Source organism: Pseudomonas sp. E1BtOHC1 (assembly GCF_058744285.1).
In genome coordinates this window covers 3,870,776-3,885,196 of sequence record NZ_CP196023.1, presented here as the reverse complement: position 1 = coordinate 3,885,196, position 14,421 = coordinate 3,870,776, and the positions used below count along the sequence as shown (strand labels likewise).

Below are 14,421 nucleotides of genomic sequence, written 5' to 3'. Positions count from 1 at the left end.
AACCTTCAGGATGAAACCTGCCCTGCCCCCCGACCAGGCGCCGCAGTTCTGGCGCGATCCGGCCTTGCCGTTCATCGAGGCCCGCACCATCGCCGATGGCCGCAAGGTCTGCTACAGCCGCCACGCCCATGAACAGTTTTCCATCGGCAGTATCACCGCCGGCCAGAGCACCTACCTCAGCGAGCAATCCCGCTGGCGGGTCAGCGCCGGCACCGTGGTGCTGATGAACCCCGGGGTGGTGCATGCCTGCAATCCCATCGACGACCTGCCCTGGTCCTACCGCATGCTGTACGTCGATACGCCCTGGCTCACCGCCCTGCAGCACGACCTGGGCTTCAGCCCGGAGCAGGACTTTCGTCCGTTCAGCGCAACCCACAGCCAGGACCCCCAGCTGTTTGCCGAGTTTGAACAGCTGTACCTGACCCTGGTGGACCCCGACGCCGAGCCCCTGCACAAGCACAGCTGTGCAGTGATCTTCTTCAGCGACCTGCAGCAACGCCTGAACCCCGCCGAGCGGCCGCCACGGGTCAGCAATGCAAAGCTGCTGCAAGCGGCGCAGTACATCCGTCAGCACTGCACCCAAGCCCTGGGACTGGAGGATATCTGCCGGGTCGCCGAGCTTTCCCCGTCCTACCTGATCCGCGCCTTCAAGCAGCAATTCGGCATGCCGCCCCACGCCTTCCTGGTCAACCAGCGGGTGCAGTTCGCCCAGGCCCGCCTGCGCAGCGGCGCACCCATCGCCGAAGTGGCGCTGGAGGCCGGTTTTGCCGATCAGGCGCATTTCCAGCGGGCCTTCAAACAGCATCTGGCGGCCACTCCAGGTCAATACCGCGGCCAACGCTAGACCCACAGATAGACCGCACTGGCGGCCAGCAGCGCGGCCATGCTGCGGTTGAACAGACGCATCTGCGCCGGGTTGCTCAGGTAATGCCGCAAGCAACTGCCGGCATAGGCCCAGCAGGCAATCGACAGGTAGCAGATCAGCAAATACAACCCGGCGAACAACCACACCAGGCCCAGGTCCCCGTCGGCGGCGAAGGCGCCCATGCCCGCCACGCAGGCCAGCCAGGCCTTGGGGTTGAGCCACTGCATCAGCGCGCCGTACCAGGCCGACGGCGCCCGGGCTGCAGCGTCGGTATCCAGGCGACCATCGTCCCGGGCCAGCTTCCAGGCCATGTACAACAGAAAGGCCACACCGAACAGGCGAATGCCCTGGGTCAGCAGCGGCCACTGGCGCAACAGTTCATGCAACCCCAGGCCGATCAGCACCAGCAACAGGACAAAACCCAGGGTGGCCCCGGCCACGTGGCGCAAACTGGCCCTAAAGCCAAACCGCGCGCCACTGCCCAGGGCCACGATATTCACCGGCCCCGGGGTGATAGACGCGGCCAGGGCAAAGGCCGCCATGGAAAACACTACGCTCATTGCTTGCCTCTCTTGTCTTGGTCGGAACAACCGCGGGACAAGTTAGGCCAAGGCACACCGCCGGTATTGAAGAAAACTGCCCTCGCACGATGATCTCCACCCGTTGCTCGCCGACCCGGGTCAGCGCTGTCAGGTAATTGTCCAGGCCGCTGCCGTGGGAGTAGGGATACACGGCGAACATGGGCCACGTCACATACCACCGACAGACCCACCCCCTGCCCTGATCAACTGGATCAATTGGCGATTAGATGAAAGTTGCTGATTGCCGTTGGCGATCAACTGTTGAAACGGGTCACCAAGGCATTAAGTTCATGAGCGGTAGATTCCAGATCACCGCCTACCGAGCAAGAGTGCACAGCGATGTCGGCGTTCTGGTCCGAGATCCGGGCAATATTGGTGATCTGCTCGGATATTTCCTCGGCCACATGGGCTTGCTGCTCCGACGCGGCAGCCATTTGCTGGCTCATCTGGTGAATGCGCTCCACCGCCGAGTTGATGCCATTCAGGGCTTCCTGGGTGCTGATCACCTGGGCCACGCCGGAACGCGCCTCGATGCTGCCCTGGCGTGCCACCTCCACAGCCTGGGTGGCCACTTCCTGCAAGGTGATGATGATGCGCTGGATGCTCTGGGTGGACTCGTGGGTCTTGGAGGCCAGGGCCCGTACCTCGTCGGCCAGGCCTTCCACAGAGTGGCTGACCGCATCCACGGTGTCCGCCAGTTTCTCGATCACCACCCGGGTTTCCGGGCTTCCTGGGAACCCACCTGGGTCAGATTGTTGACCTGATCGGCGGCCGAGGCAGTGTCGTGGATATGCACCGAGACTTCGGAAATCGACGAGGCCATCTGGTTCATGGCCGTTTACCCGCAGAACTTCCCTGAGCCAAGTGAATTAGTGCCAATGGCCAGTATCGATCCAGTCGGCCCAAGTCTAGGTTCGAGCATTAATCAAGGTGTGAAAAAATCATCAAGCCACTCAACTTGAACGGCCCGAATTAAAGACTTTCATGACTTACATCAACATTTACCTCAACAATAGAAAGCTGGCTTTCTAGTTATTGAGAAGTATTATTTCCAGCATACTCAGCGCCGTAGAAAACGCCTTGTTGCGAACATGGGGCACACATTCGTTGAAGCGTTCATGCACCCATTGATCAACTGCAGATCCCCTTTCTCCGCCACCCGCTGCGCCTCGGACTGATCGGGGCTGGAGTCGCCCTTGATGGACCAGCTTGAACTGCGCCCGGCCGCTCGCGACGACTGGCCCTGTCTGGAAAACCTCATGCAGTTCTATCTCTATGAACTCAGTCAGTGGCTGCCACTCAAGCTTGCAGCCCAGGGGCTGTACGCCATCCAGGCCCTGGACGACTATTGGCGCCACCCAGCCACTCATCCCTGGCTGATCCTGGTGGCAGGGGAACTGGCCGGCTTTACCGTCGTCGACCAGCAACGCTGCGACAGCGATGCCCGGTATAACCTCGGCTACCTGTTCATCGCTCGACGACTTCGCCGCCTGGGCATCGGTCGACAGGTGACACAACAGCTGTTCGAGCACTACAAGGGGCCTTGGCAGGTGGTGCACTTCAGCGCCAACCTGCCCGCCCGGGATTTTTGGCAGGCCATGCTCCCGGGGCAAAACCCGACGCCGATCATCGCCCAAGGCTATCCCGCCAGCCTGTACCGTTGGCCAGACTGAACCGGCACCAAGAGCAAGCGGTGTTTTGTGCCGGATGCGCCCGGCTCGCGGCTTTGAGGGCCGTGCCCTGACAGCAATGGCAAAGTCCGGGCCGATCACCTACCTTCTCCGGGGCCACCCGCACAGGCATGGCCACCACGTGCCGCCTGGCGCTCCACTTCCTCTGAAGCAAAGAGCCTTGTCCATGTCGTCGTCCACCACCCGCACCACGCGCCTGCTGTTACGTCCACCGACCCTCGCCGACCTGCCACAGGCCTGCGCCATCCACGGCAACCCGCAGACCCACCGTTTCAACCCCAACGGCCCCGACAGCGCCGAAGCCACCAGCGACCGGCTGCACAGCTGGATTGCCCATTGGCAGCAGTACGGTTTCGGCTACTGGGCGATCGCCCGACTGGATGCCCCGCAACAGATCATCGGCTTCGGCGGCCTCATGCGGGCGCACTTCGGGCATGAAGCCGGGCTGAACCTGTACTTTCGCTTCATCCCCGAAGCCTGGGGCCAGGGTTTCGCCAACGAAATGGCTCAGGCGGCCCTGCAACTGGCCTTCAGCGAACTGCTTGCGCCCCGAGTCACCGGCCTGGTGCGGCCCGACAACCTGCCGTCCAGGCGGGCCCTGGAACGGCTGGGGATGACGGTGGACGGTGAGCTGGAGGATTTTCCCGGACAGCCACCGAGCCTGCTGTACCGGCTCAGCGCCCAGGATCACAGCACCCTGGCGGGTCATGAAGCGCCAGCACCGAGGATTGACAAACCCCGCGCCGGCTTTTAAAACTGTGCGCCTGATTTCAGAGTCTGCCTGAACCATGTCCCAAGCCCTTACCCTCGATTCTCGCGCCATTGGCCTGTTGGCCAAGGCCCGAGCCTGGGTGGCTTGCAACTCTAAATCGAAGAAACAGTCGCTCATGTGACCGGGGCGCTGTGTCCCGTCAGATGAGCTGACAGGACATCAAGCGCTACGGACACCCTCCCCCTGCTTAACGCCCTTCTACTCTTCTGACGACGACCCGACGGTCAACCATCAGGAGAACACGCATGTCATCGTTTCAAGGTATCTGGGTCCCTATCGTCACGCCTTTTCACAACGGCGCCATCGACTTTGCCGCCCTGCGGCGCCTGAGCGCCCATCTGCTGGAAAGCGGTGTGGCCGGGCTGGTGGTCTGCGGCACCACCGGCGAAGCCGCGGCCCTGGACAAGGATGAGCAACTGGCGGTACTCGACGCCGTGCTCGAACAGGCCCCCGCCGGGCGGGTCATCATGGGCCTGGCGGGCAACAACCTGAAATCGCTGCTGAGCCTGCAAACGGAGATCCTCAAGCGCCCGGTGGCAGCCCTGCTGGTGCCTGCGCCCTATTACATCCGGCCCTCCCAGGCGGCCTTGGAAAGCTTCTTCCACAGCGTCGCCGACGCCTCCAGCGTGCCGCTGATTGTCTACGACATTCCCTACCGCACCGGGGTCAGCCTGGACAAGGCCACCTTGCTCAACATCGTCCGCCACCCGCGGATCGCAGCGGTGAAGGATTGCGGCGGCAACCTGGAGAAGACCCTGGCGCTGCTGGCCAGTGGCACGGTGCAAGTGTTGTGCGGTGAGGACCTGCAACTGTTCAGCGCCCTGTGCCTGGGGGCCAGCGGAGCCATCGCGGCGGCAGCGCATATACGTCCGGAGCTGTTCGTGCAATTGCAGCGACAGGTCCAGGACCAGCAACTGGACGCTGCCAGGACCACCTTCCGGCAACTGGTGCCGTTGATTCAAGCGCTGTTCGCCGAGCCCAATCCGGCGCCCGTGAAAGCCTTGCTGGCTCATCAAGGGCTGATCGAGCCTCAACTGCGGGCCCCCATGCAGGATTGCAGCGCGGCCACCGCGACACACCTGCAAACCCTGCTGGCCGGCTTGCCTTGACTACGGATCATCGGAATTGCCGTGCCTGCGGCCCGTAGGAGCGGGGGTACGACAATCTCGATGCCCCGTCGGCGCCGATCGCGGCGGCGCGCGGACGCTCTCAGCGGATCGGCGGGATGCGGATCTGGCCGGCGCGGCACTGGTTTTTCACGCCCTTGCCGCAAGGGCCAAAATCCAGGTCCTTGGTCAGGCAGACCCGGACTTCGGAAAGCTCGGGGCCGCTGCAGAGAATGGCGATGCCATTTTCGGCGATCCCCGGGTTGCTCTGGCGAAACTGCTGGGCAATCTGTGTGGCTTCCAAGTAACGCACCGTGGTCGAAGGCTGCAGCGTTTCAGGTATCTGCACCGTCGCCAGGGCCTTGTCCGCCGCGTCCAGGTAACCCATGCCCCCCAGGCCACTGCAGGTGCCGTGCTTGGTCCATTCGTGGTTCATCAGTTTGGCGGTGGGGAACAGGGTCAGGCCCTTGGCACGCTCCTGCTGGGTCAGCGGGGTCAAGGGCGGGCAGGACTCGGGCCAGCCGCCCTTGGCGTATTGCGGCCACAGCCCGTGGAGGACAAACCCATAGCCCTTGCCCGAGCACTGTTCGTTCTCCGGATGCATCAGGCAGAAGGTCGGTGACCAGGACAGGGTCAGCAGGTAGTAGTCGAACGTGCCCGCCACCGAGTCCCGTTGCTGTTTGGGCTGACGTGCGTCGCTGATGCCCACCATCCCCAGGGTCAGCACCAGGGCCGCCATCAGGGCAAAAAACTTTCTCATCGTTACCTCTCCTTGGGGAATCGGATCGTCCTGGCCCCGCCATCGGGGTGGAACTGCCGGAACGCAGCTTCACCTTCTTGGCATGCCGGGGTTGCAGGAACATGACATTCGCCGCGCCGTGCCCCGGCAACACCGGTCAGGCGCAGCGGCATTGAGCGACTAGAGTGCCGGGCTGTCACTGCGGCGGTACAGGCCCACACCCACCGCCAATATCGCCAGCATGCCCGCACAGCTGCGATTGACCCAGCCCATGACCCGGGCGGAAAAGCTCGCCATGGCGCGACGGCCACCAAAGGCGTACAGGCTCATCATCAGGCAGTCCACCAGGGCGCTGACCAGGGCCAGAATCAGGTACTGCTCGGCCACCGGCTGGTCGGGGCGCACGAACTGCGGCACGAAGGCCGAGAAGAACAGCAAGCCCTTGGGATTGGACAAGCCCACCAGCAAGGCCCGGCGGAACGCCGAGCGACCGCTGGCCGAGGCGCCATCAAGCCGGTTCGTCAGGGCCTGGGTCGGCGCCCGCCACAAGCCCCAGGCCAGATACAGCAGATAGACCGCGCCGCAGGTCTTGACCACCACGAACAACGACTCCGAGGCCTGCAGCAAGGCCCCCAGGCCACAACCCACGGCACCGATCAGCAGCAGGTCGGACAGCGCCGCACCGGCGATCCCGCAGCCGGCCACCCGCATCCCGTGGACCGCGCCGTTGTTCAGGGCCAGCAGCATCGAGGGCCCGGGAGTGATCATCACCGCGCTGACGGTGACGATGTAGAGAAACAGTGTTGCCGCATCCATCGTGGTACTCCTGAAAAATCCACCGCGCCGCGTAACGAACCGAGGGCCTGCACCCACGCGCAACCCAAGGTCTGCGGCGCGCAGTGCGAAAGATGACGGAACAACCGGGCACAGATCAAGGGCGGCGATCAGCGCTCGATGCCCGGGGACGCCACCTCGACGTCAGGCACGCTGACAAAGATGCTGTAGTGCCCCCCTTCCATGGCTTCAAAGGCGATCAGTTTCTGGACCAGCGGCTCGCTGATCACCTTGCCGGCATTGAGCAACAGCATGCCGTTGTCAGCATTGAGGTTGCGCCGCAGGACCATCCCCGCCTGCAACTCGCGGGTGCCCAGCACCCGGACCGTCGGATCATCGACAGTCACGTCATTGAGGTAGGCGGCACACACCTGGACAAAGCCTTCCACCATGTTCGGGTCATAGAGGCGGCCGGCGTATTTGCGAATGAACAGCAAGGCTTCGTCGCTGTTCATGCGCCGCTCCAGAATCAACCCGCACTGCAACTCGATAAAGTCCACTGCCAGCTTCAATAGCCGGGAACCCCAGGGAATCGCCTCGCCCCGCAGATGCTGGGGAAAGCCGCTGCCATCCCAGCGTTCCTGATGGTGGAGGATCAGCCGCGCCGCATCCTGCATCGGCTCCAGCGTCATCAGCAGCGACTCGCTCTGCGAGGGATAGGCCCGGTAGCGCTCATGGTCGGTGTGCCGCAACAGGTCCGACGGGGCGCCCAGCATGGCGTCGCTCCAGCTCAGCTTGCCGATGTTGTACAAGGCGGCGGCCATGGTCAGGTCGCGGCTGGAGGCTTCGTCGAGGCCATGGCTTGCGCAACAGGCGCGGATCAGCTCGATGATCTTGCGGTTGGTCTGCTTGTCCGCCGGCAGGCGCAGGTTGGCCAGCAGCGAGAACACCTCGGTGCCGGTCACATAACTGTGCTTGAGCTCCTCATAGGCCAGGTCCAGCATGTCGGCGGTCTGTTGCAACTCGGAGGTACGGGAGGCAACGCGCTTTTCCAAATCGGCATTGCTCGCCTTGAGCTGGCGGTTCTGTGCCAGCACCAGTTGCTGCAGGCGCTTGAGCTCCCGTTCGGCATGCTGGTGATCCAGGGTCTGGCGCAGGATCAGCAGCAACTCTTCGTCGTTCCAGGGTTTGCTCAGGTACTGGTGGATCTGCCCCTCGTTGACGGCCTTGATGATGGTGCTCAGGTCGGCGTAGCCGGTGAGCAGGATCCTGCGGGTGGCCGGGTAGCCCTCGCGCACCCGGGCCAGCAAGGTGGCGCCGTCCATAGTGGGCATGCGCGCATCGCTCATCACCAGGTCAACGGGACGCTGGGCCAGGATCTCCAGGGCCCTGGCACCGCTATCCGCCACCAGCACTTCATAGGGCTGGCTGCGCAACAGGCGCCGCAAGCTGTTGAGAATCGATTCTTCGTCATCCACCAACAGCAGGCATGGACGCTGACCTGGCTCGGCGGGCTGCGACTCTTCCATGATGGTTCTCCCTGTCCTGCATCTCGTTCCCCGGACAGCACGGCCAGGCAACCGCCCAACTGCGCTGCAGCCCAGACAATCCTAGCTATTTTTTTCATTTGCACCCGGGGATATCCGTCGAAAAAAACCTCTTACGCCGCGTTTTCCAGTGACTATGCTCACAGCGTTGGACGCACGCTCAGAACACTAGGGAAAGTCAATGAACGCTGGCTGCGACGCACAGACAAGTTCGCAAGATCCCTCGGAGTCGCCGTCTGCGCGCGTCAACCGGCGGGTGCTGATTGTGGATGACAGCCTCTCCATTCACGAAGACTTCCACAAGATCCTCATGCCCTCACAGAGCCTGGCCCTGAGCCGGGCCGAAGAACAGTTGTTCGGCAGCGTCAACGTCCGCCCCCCCCTGGAGTTCAATCTGGATTCGGCGTTCCAGGGTCGCGAGGCCCTGGCCATGGTCGAGTCGGCCCTGGCCCGAGACATGCCCTATGCCATGGCCTTCATCGACATGCGCATGCCGCCGGGCTGGGATGGCCTGGAAACCATCGAGCAGTTGTGGAAGGTCGACCCGGACCTGCAGATCGCGCTGTGTACCGCCTATTCGGACTATTCGTGGGAAACCATGGCCGAGCGCCTGGCCTTCGGCGACCAGTTGCTGATCCTGAAAAAGCCCTTCGACAGCCTGGAGATCCGCCAGATGGCCAGTGCCCTGACCTGGAAATGGCAGATGGCCCGGGATGCGCGGCACAAGCTCGACGATCTGCAGCGCACCATCGAGGAGCGGGTCGCGGAACTGCTCAAGGTCTCCCACCTGCTGCACTACGACGCCCTTACCGGTCTGCCCTCCAGCACCTTGCTCGGCGATCGCCTGGGCCAGGCCATGGCCCGGGCCCGGCGTTATGGGCAACAACTGGCGGTGATGTTCCTCGGGCTGGACCGTTTCAAGCGGATCAACAATGCCCTGGGCTACCCGGCAGGCGACGAGCTGCTCAAGAGAATTGCCCACAGCCTGCAGCACGGCATGCGGGAATCGGACTCGGTGTTCCGCTACGGTTCCGACGAATTCGTGGTGCTGCTCCATGATCAGGAGCCACCGCCCCAGGTCCGTAGCGTCGCGGAAAAATTCCTGGCAACGGTGAGCCAGCCCCACGATGTGGCCGGGCACGACCTGCGGGTCACCGCCAGCCTGGGAATCAGCCTCTACCCCGAAGATGGCCAGGATGCCCTGAGCCTGATCAAGAAGGCCGAGATGGCCATGCGCAACAGCAAGGAGCAGGCACCGGGGGGCTACGGTTTCTTTACCGAAGACATGACCCACCGCGCCCGGGAACGACAACACCTGGAATCGGGCATTCGCCAGGCCCTGGAGCGCCAGGAGCTGTGTTTGCATTATCAGCCGAAAATCCACCTGGCCTCGGGCCAAGTGGTGGGCGCCGAAGCGCTGATTCGCTGGTTCAGCCCGCAACGGGGCTGGATCAGCCCCGCCCAGTTCATTCCTGTGGCCGAAGACAGCGGCCTGATCAACCGGATCAGCCAGTGGGTACTGGGCGAGGCTACCCGCCAGTCCCGTACCTGGCAGCAAGCGGGACTGGTGCCGATCCGCCTGTCGGTCAACCTTTCGGCCAGCGACTTCAGGCAACCGCAGTTGCTCCAGCAGTTGCAGGGCGCACTGCTGGACAGCGCCCTGGACCCAACCCTGCTGGAACTGGAAATCACCGAAGGGGTGCTGATGCAGAACGTCGAAGCCACCCTCGCCACCCTGCAAGCCATCAAAGCCCTGGGGGTAAGCCTGGCGGTGGACGATTTCGGCACCGGTTATTCCAGCCTCAGCTACCTGCGCAAGTTCCCGGTGGATGTGCTGAAGATCGACCAGTCCTTCATCCAGGGCCTGAGCAACGAACCCAAGGACGCCGCCCTGGTCAGTGCGATTATCCAGTTGGGACGCAACCTGAACCTGAACGTCATCGCCGAAGGGGTGGAAACCCTGGAGCAGCTGACGTTCCTCAAGCAACAGGGCTGCGAGGAAGGCCAGGGCTATTACTTCAGCAAGGCCCTGCCCGCCGAGGATTTTGCCCTCCTTCTGCGGGCCCAGGCGTCCCTGGCCCAGGTGACCGGTCATGACCACTGAACAGCCGCCAACGCCACACCGGCGCCGCCTGCACAGCCTCCTCGGCCTGTTGCTCTGGGCCCTGCTCGGTGTCGCCCCGCCGGCCTTCCCGGCGCCGCTGGACGAACCGCTCAAGCCCCTGCCTACAGTGCCCAACCTCGACCCCAAACGGGTGGAGTTGGGCCGTCGGCTGTTCAACGAACCGCGCCTGTCCCTGGACAACAGCCTCTCCTGCGCCAGCTGTCATCGGCTGGAACAGGGCGGGGCCGACGTGTTGGACAAGTCCCAGGGCATCAAGGGTCAGCTCACCCGGGTCAACACCCCTAGCGTGTTCAACGCTGCGCTGAACTTTCGCCAGTTCTGGGACGGTCGCGTCGACACCCTCCAGGCGCAGATCGACAACGTGGTGCAAAGCCCCATCGAAATGGGCAACAACTGGCCCAATCTGGTGCGCACCCTGAATGACGACGCCGGCTACCGCCAGACCTTCGGCGAGCTGTACCCGGACGCCATCACCGCGGCCAACGTGCAGGACGCCCTGGCCAGTTATGAACGGACGCTGCTCAGTGCAGGCTCGCGCTTCGACCAGTACCTGCAAGGCAACACCGAGATCCTCAGCCAGGAAGAGAAGTACGGCTACCAGCGGTTCAAGGACTACGGCTGCATCGCCTGCCATCAAGGGGTCAATATCGGCGGCAACATGTTCCAGAAGTTCGGGGTGATGAATGACTACTTTGCCGACCGGGGCAACCCCACCGACGCCGACCTGGGACGCTTCCTGATCACCGGCGACGAGCAGGACCGCAACGTGTTCAAGGTCCCCAGCCTGCGCAATGTGGCGGTCACCGCGCCCTACTTCCACGACGGCTCGGCAAAGACCCTGGAGCAGGCGGTGGAGGTGATGTTCAAGTACCAGTTGGGCCGTACCCCCAACCCCCAGGACACCCGCCTGATCGTCAAGTTTCTCCAGACCCTCACCGGGCAATGGCAGGGCAAGCCGCTATGAAGCTGCCCCGCCGCTTGCCCTCCACGGTCCTGACCCTGGTGGCCCTGGGCCTGGTCCTGGCGCTGGCGCTTCTCTACTTCAAGACGATGATCGGCCAGTCCGCGAACTTCGCCCTGTCCCGGGACCTGATCGGCCACATCAAGCAGTTGAACGCCCAATGGGAAACCGAGGTGCTCAAGGCGCGCATTGCCATTACCCACGACTACGATCCACTGGTGCTGCCGGTGCAGCAGATCGACCAGCTGTGGCGACGCTTCGACCAGCTCTCGCAACAGGGTCACAGCGACCCGGCAGCCTGGCAGGCCAGTCACCAGGCGTTCCTCGAGGCCTTCCAGGAAAAAGCCGGCCTGGTGGAACGGTTCAAGTCCCACAACTCGGTGCTGCGCAATTCCCTGGCGTTCCTGCCCACCGCCGAGGACGACATCCAGCGTCGGTTGGCCAGCCTCGATGACCAGGAGCGGCTGGCGCAGCAGAACATTGCCATCGACACCTACGACCTGCTGCTCAGCAGCCTGGAGTTCGCCCAGGTCTCCAGTGACGACAAGGCCGCGGACATCCTGGTGGGGCTGAACAAACTGGCGGTCAACAAGGAGCGCCTGCCCCAGGTCATGCACGAGCCGGTGGAGATCCTCAGCAACCACGTTTCAGTGATCCTGCGCGAGCAGCCGGTGGTCAATGAATTGCTGGAGCGGCTCACCTCGATCCCGGTGGCCGAACGCCTGGACGACATCACCAGCCTGCTCAACCGCGACCAGCTCCAGTCCGACCTGCAGGACCAGAAGTCCCACCAGTATCTGCTGGCATTCTCGGTGCTGCTGGTGCTGCTGATCCTCTATCTGGCCATCCGCCTGATCAGCAGCTTTGCCGTCATCCGCCGGTTCAACACCGCCCTGCAAAGCGCCAATGAACACCTGGAGCAGCGGGTCGAGGAACGCACCCGGGAACTCAAGGAGGCCCAGAGCGAGTTGCTGGACGCCGCGCGCCAGGCCGGCATGGCGGAAATCGCCACCAATGTCCTGCACAACGTCGGCAATGTGCTCAACAGCGTGAACATCTCCAGCGAGATCCTCAGCCGCACACTGCGCTCCAGCAAGGCCCAGGGCCTGGGCAAGGCGATGCAGTTGATCAATCAGCATCAGCAGGATCTGGGGCATTTTTTCAGTGAAGATGAAAAGGGCAAGCTGCTCCCCGGCTACCTCAATCAACTGGTGGACGCCATTGCCAGCGAGCAACAGGGCATGAGCGAGGAACTGGCCCAGCTTGGTCGCAGCGTCGACCACATCAAGGAAATCGTCGCCACCCAGCAGTCCTACGCCGGGGCCTCGCGGCTGATCGAGCCCTTGCGGGTCAGCGAACTGATCGAGGACGCCCTGCGCATGAACTCCGGCGCCCTGGCCCGGCATCAGGTCACGGTGGTCAAGGACTACACCGACGTGCCACCGGTCATGGGCGACAAGCACCGCATGCTGCTGATCCTGATCAACCTGATCAGCAACGCCAAGTACGCCATGTCCGATCTCGACGAGCACTCCCGGACCCTGACCTTGAGCGCCCATGTGATTGATGACCGGACCTTGCGCATTCAGGTCCAGGACCGTGGCGAGGGCATTGCCGCCGAGAACCTGACGCGGATCTTTGCCCACGGTTTCACCACCCGCAAGGAAGGGCACGGCTTCGGCCTGCACAGTTGCGCCCTGGCCGCCATGGAAATGGACGGGCAGCTCAGCGTGCACAGTGACGGACCGGGACTGGGTGCGACCTTTACTCTGGACATACCGCTGATCAGCGCCGAGGGCCAATGATGGACGAGCTGAGCAACCGCCGGATTCTCCTGATCGACGACACCCCGTCGATCCACGATGACTTTCGCAAGATCCTCACCCCGCCACCGGCGGACGACAGCAGCCTGGACGATCTGGAAGCGCAGCTGTTCGGCGCCCAGGCCAAGCCCCGGCAACAGCCCTTTGAACTGGACTCGGCCTACGGCGGCCAGGAAGGCTTGAGCAAAGTCTGCCAGGCCCTGGAACAGCAGCGCCCCTATGCCCTGGCCTTTGTCGACATGCGCATGCCCCAGGGCTGGGACGGGGCCCAGACCATCGAGCGGCTCTGGCAAGAGGACCCGCGCCTGCAAGTGGTGGTGTGCACCGCCTACTCCGACTATTCCTGGGAGGATCTGCTGGAGCGCCTGCAAGGCCACAACCGCCTGCTGATCCTGAAGAAACCCTTCGACAATATCGAAGTCCAGCAGATGGCCAGCACCCTCACCAGCAAATGGGAGATGACCGCCCGCGCGCTGTTGCAGATGCACCATCTGGAGGAACTGGTGGAACAGCGCACCGAAGACCTGAGGCTGGCCGGCACGGCCCTGCAGCGGGAAATCGACGAGCGCAAGCAACTGGAGAACCAGCTGGTGCAATCGGAGAAGCTGGCCTCCCTCGGGCAACTGGCGGCCGGGGTCGCCCACGAGATCAACAACCCCATCGGCTTCGTGGCCTCCAACCTCGGCAGCCTGGCGGGTTACCTGGAGCAGATCGGCCAGATGCTCACCGCCTATCGCCAGAGTGAAGAGGCCATCGCCGCGCCGGAGTTGCGCAAGCGCCTGCAAAGTCTGCGGGAAAGCATCGACCTGGACTTTCTCCAGGAGGACATCCCGTTGCTGATCAAAGAATCCAAGGACGGCATCGGTCGAGTCGAGCAGATCGTCAAGGACCTGAAGAACTTCTCCCGGGTCGACAGTGACCAGCAATGGCAGATGGCGGACCTGCAGCAGGGCATCGACTCGACCCTGAACATCGTCGCCAACGAGCTCAAGTACAAGGCCGACCTGATCAAGCACTATCAGCCGTTGCCAGAGATCGAGTGCCTGCCCTCCCAGCTCAATCAGGTGGTGATGAACCTGGTGGTCAATGCCGCCCAGGCCATAGGCCCCGAACGCGGCACCATCACCCTGAGCAACGGCGTGGAAGGCGATCGGGTGTGGCTGGAAGTCACCGACAGTGGCTGCGGCATCGACGAGCAGCACCTGCAGAAGATCTTCGACCCCTTTTTCACCACCAAGCCGGTGGGCCAGGGCACCGGACTGGGCCTGTCGCTGTCCTACGGGATCGTCCAGAAACACGGCGGACAGATCAGTGTCCGCAGCCAGTTGGGCGTGGGCAGCACCTTTCGCGTGGAGCTGCCGATCCGTCAGGCTCCCCATCGACCGGACCCGGCCTGAACCGGGCACGCCCGCGCCCTTCCCTCACCCGCCCACAGGA

14 protein-coding genes are annotated in these 14,421 nt (G+C 63.3%); 8 read left to right on the top strand and 6 right to left on the bottom strand.

The window, feature by feature from the left end; all coding sequences use genetic code 11:
• Positions 1-10: 10 nt before the first annotated feature.
• Positions 11-844, top strand: coding sequence for an AraC family transcriptional regulator (locus ACSSVC_RS17925; RefSeq protein WP_492611107.1), 834 nt, complete (start codon positions 11-13; stop codon positions 842-844).
• Here the strand turns inward: ACSSVC_RS17925 and ACSSVC_RS17920 are convergent.
• The 3 genes from ACSSVC_RS17920 to ACSSVC_RS17910 form a co-directional block, all read right to left on the bottom strand.
• Positions 841-1,425, bottom strand: coding sequence for a LysE family translocator (locus ACSSVC_RS17920; protein WP_346632754.1), 585 nt, complete (start codon positions 1,423-1,425; stop codon positions 841-843). The genes ACSSVC_RS17925 and ACSSVC_RS17920 overlap by 4 nt on opposite strands.
• A 275-nt stretch (positions 1,426-1,700) precedes the next feature.
• On the bottom strand, positions 1,701-2,156 hold the full coding sequence (locus ACSSVC_RS17915) for a methyl-accepting chemotaxis protein (RefSeq protein WP_492611106.1): 456 nt from the start codon (positions 2,154-2,156) through the stop codon (positions 1,701-1,703).
• Positions 2,153-2,278, bottom strand: a complete 126-nt coding sequence (locus tag ACSSVC_RS17910) for a hypothetical protein (protein ID WP_404939675.1) — start codon at positions 2,276-2,278, stop codon at positions 2,153-2,155. Before ACSSVC_RS17910 ends, ACSSVC_RS17915 begins: the two co-directional genes overlap by 4 nt.
• Positions 2,279-2,645: 367 nt before the next feature.
• Between ACSSVC_RS17910 and ACSSVC_RS17905 the strand changes: the two genes are divergently transcribed.
• From ACSSVC_RS17905 to dapA, 3 genes are all read left to right on the top strand, one after another.
• Positions 2,646-3,119 (top strand): GNAT family N-acetyltransferase, encoded by a 474-nt coding sequence (locus tag ACSSVC_RS17905; RefSeq protein ID WP_404939673.1) that lies wholly within the window; start codon positions 2,646-2,648, stop codon positions 3,117-3,119.
• A 184-nt stretch (positions 3,120-3,303) separates the two neighbouring features.
• Positions 3,304-3,891, top strand: a complete 588-nt coding sequence (locus ACSSVC_RS17900) for a GNAT family N-acetyltransferase (protein ID WP_346632751.1) — start codon at positions 3,304-3,306, stop codon at positions 3,889-3,891.
• 263 nt (positions 3,892-4,154) lie between these two features.
• On the top strand, positions 4,155-5,018 hold the full coding sequence (dapA, locus tag ACSSVC_RS17895; RefSeq protein WP_346632750.1) for a 4-hydroxy-tetrahydrodipicolinate synthase: 864 nt from the start codon (positions 4,155-4,157) through the stop codon (positions 5,016-5,018).
• Positions 5,019-5,118: 100 nt separating this feature from the next.
• Here dapA and ACSSVC_RS17890 read toward each other — a convergent pair whose 3' ends face one another.
• The 3 genes from ACSSVC_RS17890 to nosR all read right to left on the bottom strand — a co-directional run bounded on the left by ACSSVC_RS17890 (position 5,119) and on the right by nosR (position 8,057).
• Positions 5,119-5,775 (bottom strand): ribonuclease T2 family protein, encoded by a 657-nt coding sequence (locus ACSSVC_RS17890; RefSeq protein WP_404939671.1) that lies wholly within the window; start codon positions 5,773-5,775, stop codon positions 5,119-5,121.
• 159 nt (positions 5,776-5,934) lie between these two features.
• On the bottom strand, positions 5,935-6,570 hold the full coding sequence (locus ACSSVC_RS17885) for a LysE family translocator (RefSeq protein ID WP_346632748.1): 636 nt from the start codon (positions 6,568-6,570) through the stop codon (positions 5,935-5,937).
• A gap of 128 nt (positions 6,571-6,698) precedes the next feature.
• A complete protein-coding gene (nosR, locus tag ACSSVC_RS17880) occupies positions 6,699-8,057 on the bottom strand; it encodes a response regulator c-di-GMP phosphodiesterase, NosR family (RefSeq protein WP_346632747.1) in 1,359 nt (452 codons plus the stop codon).
• 199 nt (positions 8,058-8,256) lie between these two features.
• Here nosR and ACSSVC_RS17875 point away from each other — a divergent pair, with 199 nt between their 5' ends.
• The 4 genes from ACSSVC_RS17875 to ACSSVC_RS17860 are packed head-to-tail and all read left to right on the top strand — an operon-like array spanning position 8,257 to position 14,381.
• Positions 8,257-10,179 (top strand): putative bifunctional diguanylate cyclase/phosphodiesterase, encoded by a 1,923-nt coding sequence (locus ACSSVC_RS17875; RefSeq protein ID WP_346632746.1) that lies wholly within the window; start codon positions 8,257-8,259, stop codon positions 10,177-10,179.
• Positions 10,169-11,164: a cytochrome-c peroxidase gene (locus tag ACSSVC_RS17870; RefSeq protein WP_446439956.1), complete on the top strand. Its 996-nt coding sequence runs from the start codon at positions 10,169-10,171 to the stop codon at positions 11,162-11,164. The genes ACSSVC_RS17875 and ACSSVC_RS17870 overlap by 11 nt, the downstream gene beginning before the upstream one ends.
• Complete coding sequence (locus ACSSVC_RS17865; protein WP_446439957.1) at positions 11,161-12,966, top strand: DAHL domain-containing protein; 1,806 nt, start codon at positions 11,161-11,163, stop codon at positions 12,964-12,966. Before ACSSVC_RS17870 ends, ACSSVC_RS17865 begins: the two co-directional genes overlap by 4 nt.
• Entirely contained in the window at positions 12,966-14,381 is a 1,416-nt protein-coding gene (locus tag ACSSVC_RS17860) for an ATP-binding protein (protein ID WP_492612574.1), read from the top strand. Before ACSSVC_RS17865 ends, ACSSVC_RS17860 begins: the two co-directional genes overlap by 1 nt.
• The last annotated feature ends 40 nt before the right edge of the window (positions 14,382-14,421 follow it).

Bases quoted from the DNA above. Each gene is read 5' to 3' on its own strand.
- ACSSVC_RS17910 (WP_404939675.1), bottom strand. From the start codon at position 2,278: ATGAACCAGATGGCCTCGTCGATTTCCGAAGTCTCGGTGCATATCCAC.
- ACSSVC_RS17860 (WP_492612574.1), top strand. From the start codon at position 12,966: ATGGACGAGCTGAGCAACCGCCGGATTCTCCTGATCGACGACACCCCG.
- ACSSVC_RS17875 (WP_346632746.1), top strand. From the start codon at position 8,257: ATGAACGCTGGCTGCGACGCACAGACAAGTTCGCAAGATCCCTCGGAG.
- ACSSVC_RS17885 (WP_346632748.1), bottom strand. From the start codon at position 6,570: ATGGATGCGGCAACACTGTTTCTCTACATCGTCACCGTCAGCGCGGTG.
- ACSSVC_RS17870 (WP_446439956.1), top strand. From the start codon at position 10,169: ATGACCACTGAACAGCCGCCAACGCCACACCGGCGCCGCCTGCACAGC.
- ACSSVC_RS17925 (WP_492611107.1), top strand. From the start codon at position 11: ATGAAACCTGCCCTGCCCCCCGACCAGGCGCCGCAGTTCTGGCGCGAT.
- nosR (WP_346632747.1), bottom strand. From the start codon at position 8,057: ATGGAAGAGTCGCAGCCCGCCGAGCCAGGTCAGCGTCCATGCCTGCTG.
- dapA (WP_346632750.1), top strand. From the start codon at position 4,155: ATGTCATCGTTTCAAGGTATCTGGGTCCCTATCGTCACGCCTTTTCAC.
- ACSSVC_RS17865 (WP_446439957.1), top strand. From the start codon at position 11,161: ATGAAGCTGCCCCGCCGCTTGCCCTCCACGGTCCTGACCCTGGTGGCC.
- ACSSVC_RS17890 (WP_404939671.1), bottom strand. From the start codon at position 5,775: ATGAGAAAGTTTTTTGCCCTGATGGCGGCCCTGGTGCTGACCCTGGGG.
- ACSSVC_RS17920 (WP_346632754.1), bottom strand. From the start codon at position 1,425: ATGAGCGTAGTGTTTTCCATGGCGGCCTTTGCCCTGGCCGCGTCTATC.
- ACSSVC_RS17900 (WP_346632751.1), top strand. From the start codon at position 3,304: ATGTCGTCGTCCACCACCCGCACCACGCGCCTGCTGTTACGTCCACCG.
- ACSSVC_RS17905 (WP_404939673.1), top strand. From the start codon at position 2,646: ATGGACCAGCTTGAACTGCGCCCGGCCGCTCGCGACGACTGGCCCTGT.